Raw genomic sequence first — 20,466 nt, 5'->3', positions numbered from 1 at the left:
GGGCGCAGCCCGGGGAACGGTGGAAGGGCGGGTAGGGGACCAGCCCCGCAGGGCCCGCCCACACCCGCCCACCCCGGACCCGCACGAGGCCCCGTACCCCGGCAACGGCACCGGCACCGCCCAGACGGCAGAACAACACCCGTCAGCTAAAGATGATCATCGACCCTTGGCCAAGGCTCCGCGTAGCCGCCGCATGCAACCCCAGCCACACATGCCGCTCCCGCGCGAACGGACTGTCGTCGTACGGAATCGGCCCCGCCGGCTCCTCCAGGGACGTCGGCCGCCCCGGCGGCGCCGGCGCCACCGGCGGATTGACCGGGTTTATCCCGATCGCGGGAGCCACCACCGCCAGCTCCCGCAGCAGCCCCTGCGCGGACCCCAGCGGCCCGCCCCCGGACAGCAGTTCCTCGTTGGCCAGCGGAACCGCGAAGTCCACGGGAACGTAAGCGCCCGCGTGGTCGTAGTGCCACACCAGATGCGATTGCTGCGCCGTCGACTCGAACATCTCCAGCAGCTGCTCGTAGTCCCCGCCCAGCTCGTCCACCGGAGTCACCGGCAGCCCGCAGATCTGGAGCAGGTACGCCCGCCGCAGGAAGTGCAGGGCGTCATAGTCGAATCCGGCCACCGGGGCGACGTCCCCGGACAGTCCGGGCATGTACGCGAACACCGGCACGGACGGCAGTCCGGCCTCGCCCAGCGCCTTGTCGTACGAGGCGATCTCTTCCGCGAAGGGATTGTCGGGGCTGTGGCACAGCACGTCGACAAGGGGGACCAGCCACAGGTCACAGGCCACTCGGCCTCCGATCAGTCGTTGTCGCCGATCGGGCCAGCGTAGTGCGCCGGACACGCTCCGCGAAGGGGTGAGCAGAACCTGGGCGGTGGCCAGGGCGGAGGTCGGGACGGCGGCCGGGGTCAGACCTCTCCCGGCCCGACCCTCCAGACCCACGCGTCCAGCACCTTCTCCGGCTGGCGCCCCAGCAGCCCGGTGATCAGGTCCCGCAGCTCCGCGTCCCGGTCCTGGACCGGCAGCACGATCGCGCCCGCCTTCCAGAACTCCAGGTCCTGGCGGGCCTGCTGCCGCCAGGCCGGTGTGATCTCGGGTGGCTGGCCCCCGTAGCGGACGTCGCGCAGGAGGTTGGAGAGGTGGCGCGGGGTGGCCCCGTAGATGCCGATGCGGTCGGGGCCCCACGGGCCGTTGAAGTAGCCCCCGGCCAGCCGGAATCCGAAGTCCGCCTCGACCTGCCAGTGCAGCGCGTCCGCCTGGCCCGGGTCCGGCAGCGGTACCGGAACGAGTGCCTCGCCGTCCTTGACGTAGCCCTTCCAGGCCCCGGAGGTGATGAAGGCCGGGACCGGCGCGCGGTCCCGTACGGTCAGCGGCAGGGGCAGGATCGGGATCAGCGCGGCAGCGACACCCAGCAGGCCGAGCGTGCGCAGTTCGCGCGTCCGCGTCCGGAGGATCCGGTCGAGCGCGAGGGCCAGCAGGATGCCGAGGACGGGGGCGCAGATCATCGCCACGCGCCCCTCGATCACCGACTCGAAGAGCGGCAGCTTGATCATCAGCCGCCAGGGGCCCGGCAGCACGATCTCGGTGCGGGGTACGGGCACCCACGGGCCGAGCGAGAGCAGCAGCGTCACGAACCCGGTGATCGCCAGCGCGCGGACGGCCTTGTTCCGCCACAGCCAGACGCAGACGGCCACGCCCAGGGCCAGCAGCGGCCAGCCGTAGAAGGCGTTCTGCTCGGTGGTGTTCAGGGAGAGCTTGCCCGCCTGCTCGGCGTCGCCGAAGAGGGAACGGGCGGCGTACGAGACCAGGGCGCGCGGGCTGTTGCCGGCGTTGTCCCCGTGCAGGACCGAGTGGTAGCTCTGCGGGCCGAGGAACTGCCAGTACAGCGGGACGATCACGAGCGGCAGGCAGACGGCGAGGGCCACGGCCAGACCGGCCCCCAGCGGGCGGGCGGCCGCGAGGGCGCGGCGGCGGTCGACCAGCAGGTAGGCGAGGGAGAAGACCAGCATGCCGAGCGCGGCGATCAGCAGCGGCTCCTCGCCGATGAAGATCTGGTACGTCGCGAACAGCCCGAGCAGGACCCCGTCACGGGTGACGTTGCGACCCTCGCAGAGCCGCAGGGCCCGGTCGATGATCAGCGGGATCATGAACAGGACGACGAAGTTCGGATGGCCGTTGGCGTGCGAGACCATCGGCGGCGCGAAGGCGGCGAGCGCCCCGCCCGCGGCGGCGGCCCAGCGGCTGCGCACGAAGCGGCGGCGGATCAGCCAGTACCAGGTCCAGGCGCTGGCGGCCATGCCGAGCGTGAGGACGAGGGCGAAGGTGACGGTCTCGCCGAAGAGGAGGGTGACCGGGATGAGCGGCACGTTCAGGCCGAGCATCGTGGCGTTGGCCATCAGGTTCACGCCGTCGGGCATGCCCTGGGAGTACGTGAAGAGCGGGTTCCGCAGGTGGGTGATGTTGTCGGTGGTGACTCCGACGAACCACTCCCACTGGTTCTGGTCCTGGAGCGCGTCGGCGAGGTAGCTGCCGTCGAGGTCCGTCCACAGGCCGTGGAAAACGTAGAGGGAGAGCGCCAGGAACGCGGCGGCGACCGCGAAGCCGCCGGAGTTCAGGCGCAGCAGCTCGCCGAGGGCGAGGCGGCGGCTGCCGGTGGCGGGGCCCGCCTTCCCGGTTCCGGGCCCGAGGGACGGGCGACGGGTCACGGGCACCTCGGCCACCTCCCAGCCCTGGCCACGGATCCAGCGCAGGACCTCGGCGTCGATGGCCGGTCCGTCGAGGGTGGAGGCGCCGAAGGCGGCGCGGGCACGGTCCCCGTCGAACAGGGCGAAGGCGCAGGTGTCGGAGCGGAAGCCCGGTATGCCGGGGATTCCGAGGGCGCGCACGAGCCGGTTCCCGGACCGGCCGAGGACCACGGCGGGCCCGGCGTGGGCAGGGGCATGAGTACGGGCATCCGCGTGCGCGGCGGCGTCCCGGTCGAGGGCCCGCTCCAGGCGGGCCAGCTCGTCGAGCGGAGTCGTGAGACCGGCATCGGTGAGCAGCACCCGGCGGCCCGCGGAGGCGAGGACCCCGGCGCGCAGCGCGGCGCCCTTGCCCCGGGGGTCGCGCAGGCGGACGAGGCGGATGCGGGGGTCGGTGGACTCGTCGAGCCCGTTGGCGGACTCCTCGACGAGCTCGTCGAGCTCGTCTACGACGAGGATGAGCTCCCAGTCGCCGGAGCCGGTGCCGAGGTGCTCGTCGAGGTGCTCGCGCACGGCGGCCGCCGTCGCGCCCAGCCCCTGCTGCTCGCCCAGGGCGGGGACGACGACGGAGAGGTCTACGGCTCCCAGCCAGGGCGTCCCGGTCGGAGCGCCGGCGCCCGTCCCCGTATCCGTACCCATGCCGGTGCCAGTGCTCACGCCGTTATTCACGCCGTTGCTCACGCCGTTCTCTCCGCTCACGTGCCGGCCGTAGTCGTCTTCAGGCCCGCGGCCCAGTCCAGACCGTGCTGGTTGTACGCGTGCACGAGGCGGCGTACCTCCTCGACGTCCGCGCGGGTCACCGCGTCGATCAGTTCGTTGTGGCCCGCCCACAGCTCGGTGCGCAGGTGCGGTTCGGCCTTGAGGTGGGGCACGGCGAAGACCCAGCACTGCACGCGGATCCGGTGCAGGAATTCGGAGATGTACGTGTTGCCGACCAGCCCGCTCAGCTCCCTCCAGAAGCGCAGGTCGTAACCGATCAGCACTTCGAGTGAGCCGGTCAGCGCTGTGCGCCGTGCTTCCTCCGCCCGGCGGCGCACCGAAACCAGCCGCTCGCCCATACCGGGAGCGGTGCCGTGTTCGACGAGCCGGCGGAAGATCCCTTCCACGATCAGCGTACGAGCCTCGACCATGCCCCGGAAGTCGTCGACGGAAAAGACCCGGACGCGGAAGCCGCGGTGCTGCACGGAGTCGAGGAGGCCTTGCGCGGAGAGATCGACCAGGGCCTCGCGGACGGGGGTCGCGGAGACTTCGTACTGCTCGGCGATCTGCTTGACGGTGAATTCGGTCCCGGCGGGCAGGCGCCCCGCGAGCACCTCGTCACGCAGCGCGTCCGCGATCTGCTGGCGAAGTGTGTTGCGAGTGACAGCGCCGCTGCCTGCCATAGGGGTCCGTCTCCATCTGTGGGCTTGGGACACCTTAGGCCAGGCGGCCAGGCCGAAACCTTTCGGTTTGTGGCCGCTATGTGGATTTAGCGCCCGATAGTCGGACGACGCACCAGTATTTTCTTGATCCTTCAACATCGATCGACCCTGTACGGAGCCTCGGAGGAGGTCCCGTACAGGGTCGTTCCCGCTGGTCGGCGCCGGTGCGTCCGGGCTGACCGGCACCGGCCGGGGCGGCCGGACGGCGGACCGCCACGGCCCGCCCCGGCCCGCCCGCGGACGGGTTTCGCGCCGTCAGGCGGAGGCGTGCCGGTCGGCGACCTTCAGGGCGTCGTCCAGCAGGGCCAAGCCCTCCTTCGCGTCCGCTTCCGTGATGTTGCACGGGGGAACCACGTGCGTGCGGTTCATGTTGACGAACGGCCACAGCCCCGACGCCTTGCAGGCGGCGGCGAATTCGGCCATCGGCGCGTTGTCGGCGCCGGCGGCGTTGTAGGGGACGAGCGGCTCGCGCGTCTCCTTGTTCCGTACGAGTTCCAGTGCCCAGAAGGTGCCGAGGCCACGGACCTCCCCGACCGAGGGGTGACGCTCCGCCAGCTCCGCGAGGGCCGGGCCGATCACGTTCTCGCCGAGGTGGGCGGCGTGCTCGACGATGCCCTCCTCCTCCATCGCGGTCATCGTCGCGACGGCCGCGGCGCAGGCCAGCGGGTGGCCGGAGTACGTCAGTCCGCCCGGGTAGGGGCGTGTGGCGAAGGTCTCGGCGATCTCGGCGGAGATCGCGACGCCGCCGAGCGGGACGTAGCCGCTGTTGACGCCCTTGGCGAAGGTGATCAGGTCCGGGGTGACGTCCCAGTGCTCGGCGGCGAACCACTTGCCGGTCCGCCCGAAGCCCGACATGACCTCATCGAGGATGAAGACGATGCCGTAGCGGTCGCAGAGCTCGCGCACCCCGGCCAGGTAGCCGGGCGGCGGGGTCATGATCCCGGCCGTGCCGGGCACGGACTCCAGGATGATCGCCGCGATGGTCTGCGGCCCCTCGAAGGCGATGGTGTCGGCGAGGTGCGTGAGGGCGCGGGCGCACTCCTCGGCCTCGGTGGTCGCGTGGAACGCCGAGCGGTAGAGGTACGGACCCCAGAAGTGCACGACCCCGGCGGCGGCCGTGTCGGAGGGCCAGCGGCGCGGGTCGCCGGTCAGGTTGATCGCGGCGGAGGTGGCGCCGTGGTACGAGCGGTAGGTGGACATGACCTTCTGCCGGCCCGTGTGCAGACGGGCCATGCGGACAGCGTTCTCGACGGCCTCTGCGCCGCCGTTGGTGAAGAAGATCTTGTCGAGGTCGCCGGGGGTCCGCTGCGCGATGAGGCGTGCGGCCTCGGAGCGGACGTCCACGGCGAAGCCCGGAGCCAGCGTGCAGAGCGTGGCCGCCTGCTCCTGGATCGCGGCGACGACCTTGGGGTGCTGGTGGCCGATGTTGGTGTTGACCAGCTGGGAGGCGAAGTCGAGGTAGCGCTTGCCGTCGTAGTCCCAGAAGTAGGACCCCTCGGCCTTGGCCACGGCGAGCGGGTCGATCAGGGCCTGAGCGGACCAGGAGTGGAAGACGTGAGCGCGGTCGGCGGCCTTGACGGCGGCACCCGAGGTGACGTGAGGGGTCATGCGGTCACGCTAGAAGTGCGCAGGTGGGGAGGGATATCGGCGGACTGTATGGGGGTGGGGTGCGGGCCTCGGCAGTCTGTCTGCACGAATGGCGAACAAGGCCGCCCCCGGCCCCCGCCAACCGCCGACCCGACCCGACCCGACCCAAAACCCCGCCCCGGCCGCCGACCCACGACACCTCCCCCGAACACCGGCGCCTGCGCCCGCGCCTGCGCCCGCCTCGTACCCGGCACCGTCGCCCGCCCGCACTATGGTCGTCCGACGGCCTAGTCCCAGGGGGAGGACCAACCCGTCATGGAACAACTGCACCCACGGGACCCGCACCACGTCGGCCCGTACCGGCTGCTCGCCCGCCTGGGCACCGGCGCCACGGGCCGGGGCACGGGCCAGGTCTACCTCGCCCGCTCCGAACACCACGGAACCCCCGGCCAGGGGACCGGCCCCCACACCGCCGCCGTGAAACTGATCCGCCCGGCCCTGGCCGCCCACCCCGACTTCCGCGCCCGCTTCCGCCGCGAGGTCGCCGCCGCCCGCCTCGTCGGCGGAGCCTGGACCGCGCCCGTCCTCGACGCCGATCCCGACGCGGAGACCCCCTGGCTGGCCACCGCCTACATCGCCGGGCCCAGCCTCCGCCAAGCCGTCGACCGCGACTTCGGGCGGCTGCCGACCGGCACGGTACGGGTTCTGGCCGAGGGGCTCGCGCACGCCCTCCAGGACATCCACCGCACCGGCCTCGTCCACCGGAACCTGAAGCCCTCCGACGTCCTTCTCACCATCGACGGCCCCCGCCTCATCGGCCTCGACACGGCCGGCACCCGCCCCGACCCGCACGCCCCCGAGCCCTCCGCCTTCCTCTCGCCCGAGCAGCTCCACGGCACCGACACCCCCGTGACCCCGGCCTGCGATGTCTTCGGCCTCGGCTCGGTCCTCGCCTACGCCGCCACCGGCCGGCCGCCCTTCGGGGACGCCGAGCAGCCCGGCGGCACCGCGGCGCTGCGGCTGCGCATATCCGAAGCGGAACCGGACCTGGACGGCGTAGCACCCGAACTGCGTGACCTCGTACGGGATTGCCTGCGCAAGGAGCCGACCGCGCGCCCGACGCCCGCCGAGGTCCTCGCCCGGGTCGCCGCGGGCGGGGCGGCAGCCCCGGATCCGTGGCTGCCGGAACAGGTCCTGGCGCGGCTCGGACAGCATGCCGTGGCCCTGCTCGACCGCGAGGACGCGGGCCCGGACCGCCGCCCCGGGCCCGCGGCGCCCGCGCGCCCGGCTTCCCCTCTGTACAGAGAGGAAACGGAATCCCGACCCCAGCTCCACCCCCAACCCCGATCCAACCCTCACATTCCGCCCCGCTCGGCTCCCGTATCCGCCTCCACCGTTTTCCTCGTGGCCGTCGCCGCGGTCGTCGCCGTCGCCGCGGGCGGCACGGTCTTCGCGATCATGAGCGGCGACGAACGCCCCCTCTACGCCCCCGGCACCCCGCCCCCCACGCCCGCCCCCTCGGGGACCGGTACGGCCAACCCGGCCACCCCAACCACCCCGGCCGTGCTCCCTCCGGCCTACGCCGGCACCTGGCACGCCACCTCCGGCACCGAGACCTGGCACCTCACCCTCACTCCCGGCACGGTCGGCTCCCCGGTCATGTCCCTGACCCTCCAGTCGACCCCCGGCACCCCCGGCACCCCTGGCGCCCCCGGCACCCCCGGCCCCGCCTGCTCCTGGACGGCGCCCCTGCACTCCGCCACCGCCCATGCGGTCGAGTTGGACCCCTCCGCCGTCACCCCCGACACCCCGTCGACCTGCCCGCCCGACGGCCGGAGCACACTGCGCCTGCTGCCCGACGGGAGCCTGGTGCGGGAGCTCACGGACACCACCGGCACACCGCTGACCTACCACCGGCCCTAATTATTTCGATGTCAATAAGCCTGCAAGCAAAGCTTGTTGCATCTGACGGTCCCACCGCACACTGCGGCACATGGAGCCGTTGAAGGTAGTGGCACAACTGTGGGAGCGGATCGAGGCGCGGGACTGGGACGGAGTGGCCGTACTGATCGCCGAGGACGCGGTGATCGAATGGCCGGTCAGCGGCGAACGCATCGTCGGACGCGACAACTTCATCGCGGTCATCAGCGATGACGACTACACGGACGAGAGCTCCGTGGAAGTCCTGCGGACCCTCGTGGACGGCGACCTCGTCGTCACCGAGGTGGAGATACCTCAGGACCACGTCGTCTACCGCGCCGTCTCCCTGTGGACCATCCGCGACGGGAAGATCGCGCGCGCCCGGGAGTACTGGACCAGCCCGGGCCAGGACCCGGCCCCCCGCTGGCGCGCGGGCTACGTGGAGCCGCTCGGCGAAGCCCTGACGGCGGACTGAACGGCGGACCCAACGGGGGACCCAACGGGGGACCCAACGGCGGACTGAGCGCTCCCCCGGGCCTGTTCGAAGGCCTGCGCATGGTTTACCCGTAGCCCCTGTCATACCTGAGAGCTACTTGCGAAAGCCGCTCTCCAGCGGGACGCCGACCACGGACCCCGATTCCTAACTTCGTGACCAGAGAAGAACGCAGCACCACCCCCTCTGGCACGAGCGAAGGAACGGACCATGATCCGCCGACCCACCGCACGTCCCGACGGCCCCGACGGCGCCGCCACCGGCCGCCGCAGCGGCCGTCTGCGCCGCACGCTGCTGGCCGGGCTCGTCGCCACGGCCGTCGTGTTCCCCGTGTCCGCCGCCGCCTCCGCCGATGTCCCGGCCCCGGCGCCCGCGGCCTTCGCCGAGGCCGCCTCCCTCCCGGAGCGGTACGCCGCCAACCTCACGAACCTCGCCGAGTCCGCCCGCATGGCCGACGAGGGCGGCCGCACCGGCCGCGCCGCGAAGCTCCGGGCGATGGAGGCGGGCGGGGGTGCCCGGTTCTTCTCCTTCGACGGCCGGGGCAAGGGCCGCGCGATAGAGGTGTTCGGCGATCTGGAGACCGCGGACCGGGTCACGGTCCTGGTCCCCGGATCGGACACGACGCTGGACACCTACCAGAGGTTCCGCGCCGGGGCTGTCGTCCTTCAGCAGCGCCTCCAGGCCGAGCACAGCCGCTCCGCCGTGGTCGCCTGGCTCGGGTACGACACCCCCGGCACGGTCAGCCCGAGCGTCCTGACCACCGGCCGCGCCGACGACGCCGCCGCGGAACTCGGGCCCTTCCTCGCCCGCTTGGAGCGTCTGACCGTCCCGGACGCCCGCCTCTCGCTCCTCTGCCACTCCTACGGATCCGTCGTCTGCGCCCGTACCGGGACCGGCCCCAAGGTCACCGACATCGCCCTGTTCGGCAGTCCGGGCACCGGCGCCGACTCCGTCGCCGGTCTGCCCACCGGCGCCCGGGTCTGGGCCGGCCGGGGCGCAGGCGACTGGATCGCGCACGTCCCGCACCTGCGGCTCGGCGGGATCGGCTTCGGCACCGACCCGGTGGACCCGGCCTTCGGAGCGCTGCCCTTCGCGGCCGGATCCGGCGGGCACAGCGACTACCTCAAGCCGGGCACCGAGTCCCTGAACAGCCTGGCCTCGATCGTGCTCGGCACCTCCCGGGCTGCCACCGCTGCCACCGCTGCCACCACAGACGCCACCACCACCGCCGCCGCCATCACCCCGGAGGTCTCCCGTGCGTTCGCGTAAGCTCCACGCCCGCTGGTCCGTCCTCGCGGACCGCATCGACGCCGGTACCCCCGCCCACCGGGACAGGGCCGTGGACGCCCTGCGGGCCTTCGCCATCCTCGGCGTGGTGCTGGGCCACTGGCTGGTCACCGCGCTCACGACCGCCGACGGCGGCCTGAGAACCACCAGCCCGCTGGCCCACATGAGCGCACTGGCCCCGGTCTCCTGGGTGTTCCAGACCCTGGCCGTCTTCTTCCTGGTCGGCGGGCATGTCGCAGCCCAGGGGTACGAGTCTGCGCGCGGGCGCGGAGTCCCGTACGGCCAGTGGGTCGGGCAGCGGCTGGGGCGGCTGTTCCGGCCGGTCGCCGCCGTCCTCGTGCTGTGGACCGTCGCGGCCGGCGGCATGCTGCTCGGCGGGGTCGGGACGGACACCGTTCACACCTTGCTCAAGCTCGTCCTGTCCCCCCTGTGGTTCCTCCTCGTCTTCGCCGCGCTCACCGCCGCGACCCCGCTCGTGGCCCGGCTCAGCCCTTTGTGGCCGCTTGCCGTGGTGGCCCTCGTCGATGTCTGGCGGTTCGGGCTCGGCGGGCCCGAGTGGATCGGCTGGGTCAATGTGGCCGCCGGCTGGCTGGTCCCCTACACCGTGGGGGCCGCCTGGTCCCGGGGCGCGTTCGCCCGGCGCACCCCGGCCGCCCTGCTGCTGGGCGGCGGGATCGTCGCCACGGCCGCGCTGGTCCTCTGGGGCGGATATCCGGCGTCCATGGTCGGTGTTCCCGGGGCCGCGATATCGAACCTGAACCCGCCGACGCTGGCCGCCGTGGCGTTCGGCCTGGCCCAGTGCGGGCTGGCGCTGCTGGTCCGGGAGCCGCTGGCCCGCGCGATGAGCCGGCCGCGGGCCTGGGCGAAGGTGGCCCTGGTGAACCTGTCGGCCATGACCGTCTTCCTCTGGCACCAGACCGCGATGATGACCGTCACCGCCCTGGGGCTGCTGGTCTCCACGGACCTGCCCGGCCTGCACACCGTGCCTGCTTCCCCGCAGTGGATAGCCGCCCGGCTGCTGTGGCTGCCGGTGTTCGCGGCCGCCCTCACGGTCTGCTGGGCCGCCTTCCGGTCCTACGAGCAGGGCGGCCACCGCCCCAAGGGCCGTGGCCCGCGCAGGTCTTCCGGGACCGGGACCGTCGTCGCGGGCAACCGCCTCCCGTCCACTGCGGCCGGCGCCACCGCACCGGTCCCCGCCACCGACCCGGCCTCGGCCGCCACCCCGGTGACACCGGCCGAGGAGACCATCCATGCCTAGGCTGGGCGCCGTGAACGAGCAGAGCGAACACCCGTCCCCCGAACCGGCAGCGCCCGCCGTCGCCGTCGCCACCGCCGGCCGCAGGCCGGGGGCCGCGACCGCGACCGCGACCGCGACCGCGGTGCGCGGCGTGGTCCGGGACCTGTTCGACCTGAAGTCCGATCCGCTCCCGAAGATGTCCCGGCCGCGCTGGCTGGCCTGGCTGCCGCATGTCGTGGTCGTCTACCTCGCGGTGTTCTTCCGCTTCATCACCGTGGAACAACTGGCCGACCACTACCACGTCAGCGGCTCGGCCCTGCAGGTCCCGCCAATCCTGATCGGCCTGGCGATCGTCGTCGCCCTGCGGCGGCCGATGGCCGGATTCTGGATCAGCCTGGGTTCCTCGGCCTACATCGCCTGGGTGATCCACGACCACATCGGGCAGGGCCAGAGCTGGCCGTGGATGCCCGCCGGGATATTCGCCTTCGCCCCGGTTCTGCTGCTCGTCGCCCTGCGCGTACCGCCCCGGGTGACCATCGGGGCCGTCTCCGTGGCCATCGTCTACACCGGTCTGGCCGAGGGGCTCTTCAAGCCGGACCACAGCGGTACCTCCGCCCCCGGCGCCACCCTGCTCTTCGCCTTCGCGGGCCTCCTGGGCTACGCCCTGCGCTCGACACGCCTGGCCCGCACGAAGCTCGTCGAACAGGAGACCCTCACCGAAGCCGAGCGGGCCCAGCGCACCCTGCTCGAAGAGCGCAGTCGGATCGCCCGGGAGCTGCACGACGTCGTCGCGCACCACATGTCGGTGATCTCGATCCAGGCCCAGGTGGCCCCGTACCTCGTGGAGAACCCCTCCGAGGAGCTGAAGGAGAATCTGGCGGGCATCCGCGCGAACGCCCTGGAGGCCCTGACGGAGTTGCGCCGGGTACTGGGCGTCCTGCGTTCCGAGCATCCGGACGATCCCGCCGGCCCGCATCATCCGCAGCCCACCCTGGGCGAGTTGGACGGCCTCGTGGACAACGTGCGGGCGGCCGGGCTGGATGTCACCACCGAGATCGCGGGCATCCGGCGCCCGCTGACCCCGGGCGTGGAGCTCACCGCGTACCGCATCGTGCAGGAGGCGCTGAGCAATTGCCTGCGCCACGCGCCCGGATCCCGCGTGGAGGTCGGCATCGCCTACGGGCCCCGCGAGCTGCACCTGTGCGTCGCCAACTCCGCGCCCACCCGGCCGGCCCCGCCGTCCCCCGGTGCGGGACACGGGCTGCTGGGAATGCGGGAGCGGGCGGGCATGCTGGGAGGAGAGCTGGCCGCCGGCCCCCGCCCCGGCGGTGGGTACGAGGTGAGCGCCATCCTCCCGATGGACCCCGCCACCCCGAACGCTGCAGGCCCCTCCACCTCCGAGACGAAGAAGGAAGCATGACTGCCCCGATCACGACTGGACCGCTCGCGACCGCCCCGATCAAGGTGATGATCGTCGACGACCAGATGATGGTCCGCCAGGGCTTCACCGTGCTCCTCAACGCCCAGCCCGACATCGAGGTCGTCGGCCAGGCCGTCGACGGCGCCGAGGCCGTGGCGAAGGTCTGCGAACTGGCGCCGGACGTGGTCCTGATGGACATCCGCATGCCCGGCATGGGCGGGATCGAGGCCACGGGCCTGATCACCGGCGCCCCCGGGGCCACGGTGAAGGTGCTCGTGCTGACCACCTTCGACCTCGACGAGTACGTCTACGAGGCGCTGCGCGCCGGAGCCTCGGGGTTCCTCCTCAAGGACGCCTCGGCGGACCAGCTGGCCGAGGCGGTCCGGGTGATCGCGGCCGGTGACGCGCTCCTCGCGCCGAACATCACCAAGCGGCTGATCACCGAGTTCTCCCGGCTGGGAGCTCCGCGGGGGCCTTCGAAGGCGCGGATCGAGGAGCTGACGGAGCGGGAGACGGAGGTGCTGTCGCTGGTCGCCCAGGGCCTTTCGAACGCGGAGATCGCCGGGCATCTGGTCCTGGCCGAGCAGACCGTGAAGACGCATGTGGGGCGGATCCTGGTGAAGCTGGGTCTGCGGGACCGCACGCAGGCCGCGGTGTTCGCTTACGAAACGGGTCTGATCCGTCCGACGGGCTACTGAAGTACCCCGGGTAGTACTTGAGAGGGACCCCGGGAAATCCCCTTCAGCGGCGACGCGGACGAGGACACGGCGGACCTACCGTGGGGAGCATGACCGAGACGACCCGCGGGGCGACCCCCCTGACACCCGAGTTCCGGATGGCTTCGGGCCTGTTCCAGAGCCTGCGCCAGGACATGATCACCGATGCCTTCGCCTACCGTCCGCTGGCCCCGATGGACACGGACGGGCCGCTGGCCCACAAGCTCCCGCGGCGGATACGGGCCGAGGCGGCCCATCTGCCGCACGCGGTCGTATGCCTGGTGGCGTTCGTCATCGTCTTCTGCGCGACCGTGACCACCGAGCTGACCCAGGCGGGCGCCCTGGTCCTGGGACTGGTGGCGGCTGCCCCGGTGCTGATGACCCTGGTCCGGCCGGTGGGGGCGTTCTGGGTCTCCGTGGCGGTCAATCTGATCTTCCCGGTCGCAACCCCGTGGGGCTCCAACCTGCCCTGGGCGCCCAGCACGTTCCTCGCCTACCTCGCGACGCTGATCTTCGTGGCGATGCGGACCCGGCCCCGGATCGCGGGCTGGATGTGGCTGGTCACCCTGGCCATCGGCGGTGGACTGGCCCTGCTGGGGCGCGGTAACTTCCCCAGCCTCGGCCCGCTGATCTTCTTCACGGCGATCGCCCTGCTGGCGGTCAGCGTCCGCAACGTCCGCAAGCAGGCCGCGCAGGAGGTCAGCGCGCAGATCGAGGTCACGGCCTTCGAGCGGGACCGGCGGACACTGCTGGAGGAGCGGACGACGATCGCGCGCGAGCTGCACGACGTGGTCGCCCACCACATGTCGGTGGTCGCCATCCAGGCGGAGGCCGCGCCCTACCGGGTGAAGAACCCGCCGCCGGAGCTGGAGGCGGCCTTCGTCACCATCCGGGAGAACGCGGTGGCGGCGCTGACGGAGCTGCGCCGGGTGCTGGGCGTGGTCCGCTCCGCGGACTACGAGGCACCGGACGCCCCGCAGCCGACGCTGGCCTCGCTCGACGGGCTGCTGGCCAATGTGCGGGAGGCCGGGCTGAGCGTGGACAAGACGGTGACGGGTTCGGTGCGGGAACTGCCGCCCGGGGTGGAGCTGTCGGCGTACCGGATCATCCAGGAGGCCCTGAGCAACACCCTGCGGCACGCGCCGGGCGCGGTGACCGGGGTGGAGGTCTCGTACGTACTGGGCGGGCTGGGCATACGCATCGTCAACGAGGCGGCGACCGGGGACGCCCGGCCCTCGCCGGGGGCCGGTCAGGGGATCACCGGGATGCGGGAGCGGGTGGCCATGCTGGAGGGGGAGATGACGGCCGGTGAGACGGCCGCGGGAGGGTACGAGGTGGCGGTGTACATACCGGTGTCCACCAGCCGCCCGGAGCCGGCGAAGGATCCGGCATGACGATCCGGGTGCTGATCGTCGACGACCAGATGATGGTCCGGGAGGGGTTCTCCGTCCTCCTGAACGCGATGGAGGGCATCGAGGTGGTCGGGGAGGCGGTGAACGGACGCGAGGCCATCGCGCAGGTGGCGGCGCTGAAGCCGGACGTGGTCCTGATGGACATCCGGATGCCGGAGATGAACGGCCTGGAGGCGACCCGGGCGATCGTGGCCGCCGACGCGGACGCGAAGGTGCTGGTCCTGACGACCTTCGACCTCGACGAGTACGTGTACCAGGCCCTGCAGGCCGGGGCCTCCGGGTTCCTCCTCAAGGACGCCTCCGCCCGGCAACTGGCCGATGGGGTACGGGTGGTGGCCGCCGGGGAGGCGCTGCTGGCCCCCTCGGTGACCAGGCGGCTGATCACCGAGTTCGCGAAGCTCTCGGGCACCCGGGTGTTCACGAGCAGCGAGGGGACCGGGGAGTTGACGGAGCGGGAGACGGAGGTGCTGGTGCTGATCGCGCAGGGACTGTCCAATGCGGAGATAGCCGACCGGCTGATCATCGCCGAGTCCACGATCAAGACCCACGTGAGCCGGATCCTGGTGAAGCTGGGCCTGCGGGACCGCACACAGGCCGCGGTGTTCGCCTACGAGACCCGGCTGGTGATCCCGGCCTAGGCTGCCAAGGCTGCGGATCCCGAGAATCGCGGATCCCGAAAAGTTGTCCACAGCTGTGGACAACTTTTCGAGTAGCTCGACCCTGGCCGTCAGGTCATCAGGTCGCGGCGGCGCAGCGCGGTCAGGCCGGCCGCCCCGAAGGCCACCGCACATGCGGTCAGCGTCAGGAGAGGAGCCCAGGTCAGGGCCTGCGCGCCCGGCAGTTTCGGCAGGTGGGCGTAGGGCGAGAGGTCCAGAACCGCCCGCGGGAGATTCAGCGCCGGGCCGATCCAGCCGAGCGCCAGCGCCGCCCCGGCCACGCCCCAGGCGGCCACCGCGTACCGGGGGGCCGCGCCGTACAGGAGCGTCGCGAAGGCTCCGATCACCCAGACGGCCGGGAGCTGCGCCAGGCAGGCCCCGACGGCCGCGCCGACGTCCTGCCCGTGGCCGATGCCCAGGCCAAGCCCCGCCAGCAGCAGGATCAGCACCGAGCCGCCGAAGGCCACGGCCAGGTGTCCGGCGGCCCAGCGCAGCCGGCCGAGGGGGTGCGCGAGCAGCGGCTCCGCACGCTGGCCCGACTCCTCGCCGCTGAGCCGCAGCACCGACGAGACGATGTAGAGGGCCGCCACCAGCCCGAACATCCCGGCCATCGTCGCCAGGAAGGCGTCGGTCAGGGCCAGTTGCCCGCCTGCGCTGCCAACACCCGCGCCGCCGGAGCCTTCCGGGGCGCCGCCGCCCATCCGTTCGATGAGCTCGCGGGTCCTGGCGTTGTCCCCGACCAGCCGGGTGGCCCCGTCGGCCATCCCGCCGAACACCGCACCGGCCACCAGGAACCCGAGGCTCCACCCGAGCAGGGCGCCGCGCTGCAGTCGCCACGCCAGCGCCCCGGCGCCGGTGAGCCGCCCCTCGGCCCGGCCCGGCCGGGCCGCCAGGAAGCCCATGCCTAGGCCGTCTCTTCCGGATCTTGCCGGTCGAGCCCGCGTCGTCCGGTGCCGTGCCTCGCCGTGCTGCCGGGGCTGCCGCGTACGGGACGTACTCGGGTGCCGCGGCAGTGCGGCGAGGTGCGGTGCCGGGCGCCACGGGCCCGGCAAGATCCGGAAGAGACGGCCCAGGTCCCGGCGGCCGGCGAGTGCGTACGCCCCGGCCGTCTGGGCCGCGATGGCCGCCGCGAACAGGGCGAGCACCCACCAGCGTTCGTCCGCGAAGGCCCGTACGTGTTCCAGCCAGCCCAGCGGCGAGATCCACGTCAGCGCCGAGGAACCGTCGGCGGAGCCCGCATCGCCCGCGGCCCTCAGCACGAAGGCCGCTCCGATCAGCGCCCCCGTGAGCCCCTTCGCGAGCCGCGCGCTCTCGGTGCACTGCGCCGCGACGGCCGCCGCCGAAGCGAAGAGCATCCCGGTGGCCGCGATGGAGAGCCCGAGCCCGAGCGCTCCGCCCGCGCCCCGGCCGGCGAGCCCGGCCGCCACGAGGAGGGCGACGAGGAGGTTGGCGGCGCCGGCTGCCAGCAGGGCGGCCGTGAGCGGGGCCCGGCGCCCCACCATGGCGGCGGACAGGAACTCCTGACGTCCCGCCTCCTCCTCTTCCCGGGTGTGCCGGACCACGATGACCAGGCTCATGATCCCGGCGAGCAGCCCCGCGAAGACCCCGCCCTTCCAGGCGGTCAGGGCGCCGATCGAGTCGGCGAAGACGGGGCCGTAGAGGGCGCGGAGCGAACCGTTGGAGTTCATCGTGGTGAGCAGCGCGGCCCGTTCCGCCGCCGTCGTGTACATCGATTCGAGCGAGGCCGGCACGGCGAGCACCATCGAGGCCACGGCCAGGATCCACACCGGCATCATGACGCGGTCACGGCGCAGCGCGAGGCGCAGCAGCGCCGCGGTCCCGGCCAGCTGACGGCCCTTCATCGGACCCCACCCGACTCCCGGTCCGCGTCCCGCTCTCCCGAAGGTGCGTAGTGGCGCAGGAAGAGCTCTTCGAGGGTCGGCGGGGTGGACGTCAGCGAGCGCACGCCCGAAGCCGCGAGCGAGCGCAGTACGGCGTCCAGCTTGTCCGTGTCGGCCTGGAGGCGGACCTTCAGCCCCCGTACCTCGACGTCGTGGACGCCCGGCAGGTGGGCGAGGCCGTTGGGTGGGGCGGCGAGCTCGGCGCTGATCGAGGTGCGCGCGAGGTGGCGCAGCTCGGCGAGGCTGCCGGTCTCCACCGTGCGGCCCCTGCGGATGATGCTGACCCGGTCGCAGAGGGCCTCGACCTCGCTGAGGAGGTGCGAGCTGAGCAGGACGGTGCGGCCGGCGGCGCGCGCTTCGGTGACGCAGCGCCGGAAGACTTCCTCCATCAGCGGGTCGAGGCCGGAGGTGGGCTCGTCGAGGACGAGCAGTTCGACGTCGGAGGCGAAGGCGGCGACGAGGGCGACCTTCTGCCGGTTGCCCTTGGAGTACGTACGCCCCTTCTTGGTCGGGTCGAGTTCGAACCGCTCGGTCAGCGAGGCCCGGCGCCCCCGGTCCAAGCGGCCGCCGCGCAGCCGCCCGTAGAGGTCGATGACCTCGCCGCCGGAGAGGTTGCGCCACAGGGTGACGTCTCCGGGTACGTAGGCGATGCGGCGGTGCAGTTCGACGGCGTCGGCCCAGGGGTCGCCGCCGAGCAGTTCGGCGGCGCCGGAGTCCGCGCGCAGCAGGCCCAGCAGGACCCGGATCGCGGTGGACTTGCCGGCGCCGTTGGGGCCGAGGAAGCCGTGGACCTCGCCGGTGGCGACCGAGAGGTCGAGTCCGTCCAGTGCGCGGGTGCGGCCGAATGCCTTGTGGAGTCCGGCGACGCTGATGGCCTTCGTCATGACTCCGAACGTACGCTGATTTCACAATGTTGTGAAGATTGGAAATCAACTAAAGTCGGGAGGGTGGCGGACGACGTGAACACCAGAGACGGCGCAGGACGGGACGACGAGGCCGTCTCCCGCTTCGTGGAACGGTTCGCCGCGCAGCTGACCGAGGCGGGGATGCAGCGGATGGCGGCGCGGGTCTTCGCGCGGCTCCTCGCCAGCGACGGCGGCGCGATGACCTCGGCCGAGCTGGGCGAGGCCCTGCGCATCAGCCCGGCGGCGGTGTCGGGGGCCGTGTCCTACCTCTCCCAGGTCAACATGGTCAGCCGGGAGCGCGAGCCGGGCTCCCGGCGCGACCGCTACGTGCTGCACAACGAGCTCTGGTACGAGACCTTCACCCGCCGCGACCAGATCCTGACCCTCTGGGAGAAGACCCTGCGCGACGGCGCGGCCAGCCTGGGCCCCGACTCCCCGGCGGGCGCGCGCATCGCCGAGACGGCGGAGTTCTTCGAGTTCATGCAGGCGGAGCTCCTGGCCCTGATGGACCGCTGGCGCACCCACCGAGCCACCCTGAACCTGCCGCCGGGCTGAAGGCCTAGGTCGTCAGGCCGTATCGCCGCCGACCGGCCCCGCTGCGAGTACGTACGTGATGGCCGATGCCACGTCCGGAGCCGTGTGGGTGGGCCGGAAGGCGGGCTCCGGCCAGGCTGCGGCGGTCGGGGAGATCCAGACGCTGCGGATGCCGAGGCCGTGGGCGCCACCGATGTCCGCCGCCGCGGAGTCTCCGACCATCCAGGCGTCGACGGGCCGGGCACCGGCATCTCCGCCCCCACCAGCACCGGCACCGGCACCCGAACCGGCGCCCGCGACCGCCGCCGCCGCGTGGAAGATCTGCGGCGCGGGCTTCTTGTGGCCGGCCGCCTCCGAGATCACCCAGCCGTGCACCAGCGCGTCGAGCCCGGTGTGGCGGATCTTCGCCTCCTGCTGCTCCGTTTCCCCGTTCGTCACGATCACGCAGCGCCAGCCCGCCGCGGCGGCCCGCAGCAGGGCTTCGCGCGTAGCCGGAGCCAGGACGGTCCGGTCGGCGCCGCCTCCGTCCAGGAGGGTCCGTACGGCCTCTGCGGGCGCCCGGGAGCCGTACCGCTCGGCCAGCCACCGGGTGAACGGCTCGCGGGGCGTGTAGCCGCTCGCGTCCGCTTCCATCAGCGCGTCCAGGTCCGCGGCCGGCAGACCGTGCGCGGCCAGGAAGGCGGCGCAGGCCTCCCGGAAGGCGGCGTCGCGGTCGATCAGCGTGTTGTCGAGGTCGATCATCAGCAGGGGCTGCATGGCAGCCAGTAGATCATCCGCTTAGCGTGGCCCGGGGGGCACCGGAACGGAACGGACCAGAACGAACCAGAACGGAACCAGACCCATGTCCGACACCCCCGCCATCGTCCTCGTCCACGGCTTCTGGGGCGGCGCCGCCCACTGGGCCGAGGTCATCGGCGAACTCCACCGCCGCGGCCACAGCGACCTGCACGCCGTCGAGAACCCGCTGACCTCCCTCGCCGACGACGCCGAGCGCACCCGCAAGATGGTCCGGCAGATCGACGGTCCGGTCCTGCTCGTCGGCCACTCGTACGGCGGCGCCGTCATCACCGAGGCGGGTGATCTGCCCAACGTCACCGGTCTGGTCTACATCGCCGCCTTCGCCCCTGATGCCGGCGAGAGCCCCGGCGGACTGACCCAGGAGATGCCGCCGGCGGCCTTCGAGAACATCGCACCCGACTCCGACGGCTACCTGTGGATCAAGCAGGACAAGTTCCACGAGAGCTTCGCCCAGGACCTCACCCCCGAAGAAGCCCTGGTCATGGCCGTCACGCAGAAGGCGCCCCTCGGCTCCACCTTCGCCGACGCCGTGACCGCGCCCGCCTGGCGCGCGAAGCCGTCCTGGTACCAGGTCTCCACCGAGGACCGCATGATCCACCCCGACAACGAGCGCCGCATGGCCGCCCGCATGGATCCCCGCAAGACGATCGAGCTCAAGGCGAGTCACGCCTCCCTGGCGTCGCTCCCCGGCCCGGTCTGCGACCTCATCGAGGCGGCCGCCCGGGGCTGAGCCGCCCCGCCGCTCCCCGCTCCCGCCTGCGGCCCCCGCCGGCGGCCCGCTCCGCGGCGCCACAGGCGGCGGGCGCGGCCGAGTTCCCGGGCGCGCGGTGCCCACACGACGGCCCCCGGTCCCGGATCCCCGAACAGCCACACCAGCCGTTCCCGGGGCGGATCGGGGGCGTCCGACTCCCCCGGCGAGGGCGGCAGCGCCGACTGCGGCAGGGCCGGGTCGGTACGCGGCCACGCGCGCGGCGGCAGCACCCGCCGCCCCAGCGGCCCCAGGGTCAGCACGTAGGGCCCCCCGAAACCGCCGCTGCGGTCACCGAGCACGAGCAGCGGCGGCAGCCCGCCCCCGCGCACCGCCTCCGCGTCGTACGGGGTCCAGCCGGCCGGCCCGGGCTCCGGATCCTTCAGGAGGCGGCGCACGCGCCGGACGACGTACAGCTCCCGGAGCGCGACGGGCACCGGGAGGTTCAGCAGGGCCAGCAGCGCCACCCGCAGGGGCGCGGGATCGGTGATCAGCGCCCCGATCAGCGCGGGCCAGCACAGCAGCGGCAGCACACCGATCAGCACGGCGTCCTGCCGCCAGTCGCTGAGCGCGTCCCGGAGCGCCGCCTCGTCGGGCGGCCCGCACCCGGGTTCGTCCAGAGCACCGGACCCGGACCCCTCAGCCCCTCCGGAAACCGCCACCCGGCCCCGGCCCCGGCCCGGGAG

At 72.8% G+C, this 20,466-nt stretch carries 18 protein-coding genes; 10 read left to right on the top strand and 8 right to left on the bottom strand.

Going from position 1 to position 20,466, the window contains the following annotated elements; genetic code table 11:
• Window positions 1-142: 142 nt before the first annotated feature.
• From OHU74_RS19540 to OHU74_RS19525, 4 genes are all read right to left on the bottom strand, one after another.
• Complete coding sequence (locus tag OHU74_RS19540; protein WP_330297707.1) at window positions 143-793, bottom strand: hypothetical protein; 651 nt, start codon at window positions 791-793, stop codon at window positions 143-145.
• Window positions 794-912: 119 nt separating this feature from the next.
• Window positions 913-3,402, bottom strand: a complete 2,490-nt coding sequence (locus OHU74_RS19535) for a glycosyltransferase (RefSeq protein ID WP_371617110.1) — start codon at window positions 3,400-3,402, stop codon at window positions 913-915.
• Window positions 3,403-3,440: 38 nt separating this feature from the next.
• Window positions 3,441-4,127: a GntR family transcriptional regulator gene (locus tag OHU74_RS19530; protein ID WP_371617109.1), complete on the bottom strand. Its 687-nt coding sequence runs from the start codon at window positions 4,125-4,127 to the stop codon at window positions 3,441-3,443.
• A 294-nt stretch (window positions 4,128-4,421) separates the two neighbouring features.
• Window positions 4,422-5,774 carry an aspartate aminotransferase family protein gene (locus OHU74_RS19525; RefSeq protein WP_371617108.1) on the bottom strand — a complete coding sequence of 451 codons (1,353 nt, stop codon included), beginning with the start codon at window positions 5,772-5,774 and terminating at the stop codon, window positions 4,422-4,424.
• A gap of 294 nt (window positions 5,775-6,068) precedes the next feature.
• Here OHU74_RS19525 and OHU74_RS19520 point away from each other — a divergent pair, with 294 nt between their 5' ends.
• From OHU74_RS19520 to OHU74_RS19485, 8 genes are all read left to right on the top strand, one after another.
• Complete coding sequence (locus OHU74_RS19520) at window positions 6,069-7,676, top strand: serine/threonine-protein kinase (RefSeq protein ID WP_371617107.1); 1,608 nt, start codon at window positions 6,069-6,071, stop codon at window positions 7,674-7,676.
• 70 nt (window positions 7,677-7,746) lie between these two features.
• The gene (locus OHU74_RS19515; RefSeq protein WP_330297702.1) at window positions 7,747-8,148 is read left to right on the top strand and encodes a nuclear transport factor 2 family protein; all 402 of its coding nucleotides are present in this window, start codon (window positions 7,747-7,749) and stop codon (window positions 8,146-8,148) included.
• 228 nt (window positions 8,149-8,376) lie between these two features.
• Window positions 8,377-9,435: an alpha/beta hydrolase gene (locus OHU74_RS19510; RefSeq protein WP_371617106.1), complete on the top strand. Its 1,059-nt coding sequence runs from the start codon at window positions 8,377-8,379 to the stop codon at window positions 9,433-9,435.
• On the top strand, window positions 9,422-10,711 hold the full coding sequence (locus OHU74_RS19505) for an acyltransferase (protein ID WP_371617105.1): 1,290 nt from the start codon (window positions 9,422-9,424) through the stop codon (window positions 10,709-10,711). Before OHU74_RS19510 ends, OHU74_RS19505 begins: the two co-directional genes overlap by 14 nt.
• 10 nt (window positions 10,712-10,721) lie before the next feature.
• Window positions 10,722-12,110 (top strand): sensor histidine kinase, encoded by a 1,389-nt coding sequence (locus OHU74_RS19500; protein WP_371617104.1) that lies wholly within the window; start codon window positions 10,722-10,724, stop codon window positions 12,108-12,110.
• Window positions 12,107-12,808 (top strand): response regulator, encoded by a 702-nt coding sequence (locus tag OHU74_RS19495; RefSeq protein ID WP_371617103.1) that lies wholly within the window; start codon window positions 12,107-12,109, stop codon window positions 12,806-12,808. The genes OHU74_RS19500 and OHU74_RS19495 overlap by 4 nt, the downstream gene beginning before the upstream one ends.
• Before the next feature lie 89 nt (window positions 12,809-12,897).
• A complete protein-coding gene (locus OHU74_RS19490; protein ID WP_371617102.1) occupies window positions 12,898-14,220 on the top strand; it encodes a sensor histidine kinase in 1,323 nt (440 codons plus the stop codon).
• Window positions 14,217-14,876 (top strand): response regulator, encoded by a 660-nt coding sequence (locus OHU74_RS19485; protein ID WP_371617101.1) that lies wholly within the window; start codon window positions 14,217-14,219, stop codon window positions 14,874-14,876. Before OHU74_RS19490 ends, OHU74_RS19485 begins: the two co-directional genes overlap by 4 nt.
• 89 nt (window positions 14,877-14,965) lie before the next feature.
• On the opposite strand, the gene OHU74_RS19480 is transcribed toward OHU74_RS19485, so the two are convergent.
• The gene (locus OHU74_RS19480; RefSeq protein WP_371617100.1) at window positions 14,966-16,756 is read right to left on the bottom strand and encodes an ABC transporter permease; all 1,791 of its coding nucleotides are present in this window, start codon (window positions 16,754-16,756) and stop codon (window positions 14,966-14,968) included.
• On the bottom strand, window positions 16,753-17,679 hold the full coding sequence (locus OHU74_RS19475; protein WP_371617099.1) for an ATP-binding cassette domain-containing protein: 927 nt from the start codon (window positions 17,677-17,679) through the stop codon (window positions 16,753-16,755). The genes OHU74_RS19480 and OHU74_RS19475 overlap by 4 nt, the downstream gene beginning before the upstream one ends.
• A gap of 75 nt (window positions 17,680-17,754) precedes the next feature.
• Here OHU74_RS19475 and OHU74_RS19470 point away from each other — a divergent pair, with 75 nt between their 5' ends.
• Window positions 17,755-18,255, top strand: coding sequence for a GbsR/MarR family transcriptional regulator (locus tag OHU74_RS19470; protein WP_371617098.1), 501 nt, complete (start codon window positions 17,755-17,757; stop codon window positions 18,253-18,255).
• Window positions 18,256-18,267: 12 nt separating this feature from the next.
• Here the strand turns inward: OHU74_RS19470 and OHU74_RS19465 are convergent, their stop codons facing one another.
• Window positions 18,268-18,990, bottom strand: coding sequence for an HAD family hydrolase (locus OHU74_RS19465; RefSeq protein ID WP_371617097.1), 723 nt, complete (start codon window positions 18,988-18,990; stop codon window positions 18,268-18,270).
• Between the two features lie 85 nt (window positions 18,991-19,075).
• Here OHU74_RS19465 and OHU74_RS19460 point away from each other — a divergent pair, with 85 nt between their 5' ends.
• The gene (locus OHU74_RS19460; protein ID WP_371617096.1) at window positions 19,076-19,762 is read left to right on the top strand and encodes an alpha/beta hydrolase; all 687 of its coding nucleotides are present in this window, start codon (window positions 19,076-19,078) and stop codon (window positions 19,760-19,762) included.
• Here OHU74_RS19460 and OHU74_RS19455 read toward each other — a convergent pair.
• On the bottom strand, window positions 19,696-20,442 hold the full coding sequence (locus OHU74_RS19455) for a hypothetical protein (RefSeq protein ID WP_371617095.1): 747 nt from the start codon (window positions 20,440-20,442) through the stop codon (window positions 19,696-19,698). The genes OHU74_RS19460 and OHU74_RS19455 overlap by 67 nt on opposite strands.
• Window positions 20,443-20,466 lie beyond the last annotated feature (24 nt).

Origin of the sequence: Streptomyces sp. NBC_00454, from assembly GCF_041434015.1 — a bacterium.
Lineage (GTDB): Bacteria > Actinomycetota > Actinomycetes > Streptomycetales > Streptomycetaceae > Streptomyces.
Note: the sequence above shows the minus strand (reverse complement) of the source record. Positions and strands in the feature narration are given on the sequence as shown.

Bases quoted from the DNA above. Each gene is read 5' to 3' on its own strand.
- OHU74_RS19480 (WP_371617100.1), bottom strand. From the start codon at position 16,756: ATGAAGGGCCGTCAGCTGGCCGGGACCGCGGCGCTGCTGCGCCTCGCG.
- OHU74_RS19515 (WP_330297702.1), top strand. From the start codon at position 7,747: ATGGAGCCGTTGAAGGTAGTGGCACAACTGTGGGAGCGGATCGAGGCG.
- OHU74_RS19520 (WP_371617107.1), top strand. From the start codon at position 6,069: ATGGAACAACTGCACCCACGGGACCCGCACCACGTCGGCCCGTACCGG.
- OHU74_RS19475 (WP_371617099.1), bottom strand. From the start codon at position 17,679: ATGACGAAGGCCATCAGCGTCGCCGGACTCCACAAGGCATTCGGCCGC.
- OHU74_RS19530 (WP_371617109.1), bottom strand. From the start codon at position 4,127: ATGGCAGGCAGCGGCGCTGTCACTCGCAACACACTTCGCCAGCAGATC.
- OHU74_RS19525 (WP_371617108.1), bottom strand. From the start codon at position 5,774: ATGACCCCTCACGTCACCTCGGGTGCCGCCGTCAAGGCCGCCGACCGC.
- OHU74_RS19485 (WP_371617101.1), top strand. From the start codon at position 14,217: ATGACGATCCGGGTGCTGATCGTCGACGACCAGATGATGGTCCGGGAG.
- OHU74_RS19495 (WP_371617103.1), top strand. From the start codon at position 12,107: ATGACTGCCCCGATCACGACTGGACCGCTCGCGACCGCCCCGATCAAG.
- OHU74_RS19510 (WP_371617106.1), top strand. From the start codon at position 8,377: ATGATCCGCCGACCCACCGCACGTCCCGACGGCCCCGACGGCGCCGCC.
- OHU74_RS19465 (WP_371617097.1), bottom strand. From the start codon at position 18,990: ATGCAGCCCCTGCTGATGATCGACCTCGACAACACGCTGATCGACCGC.
- OHU74_RS19460 (WP_371617096.1), top strand. From the start codon at position 19,076: ATGTCCGACACCCCCGCCATCGTCCTCGTCCACGGCTTCTGGGGCGGC.
- OHU74_RS19490 (WP_371617102.1), top strand. From the start codon at position 12,898: ATGACCGAGACGACCCGCGGGGCGACCCCCCTGACACCCGAGTTCCGG.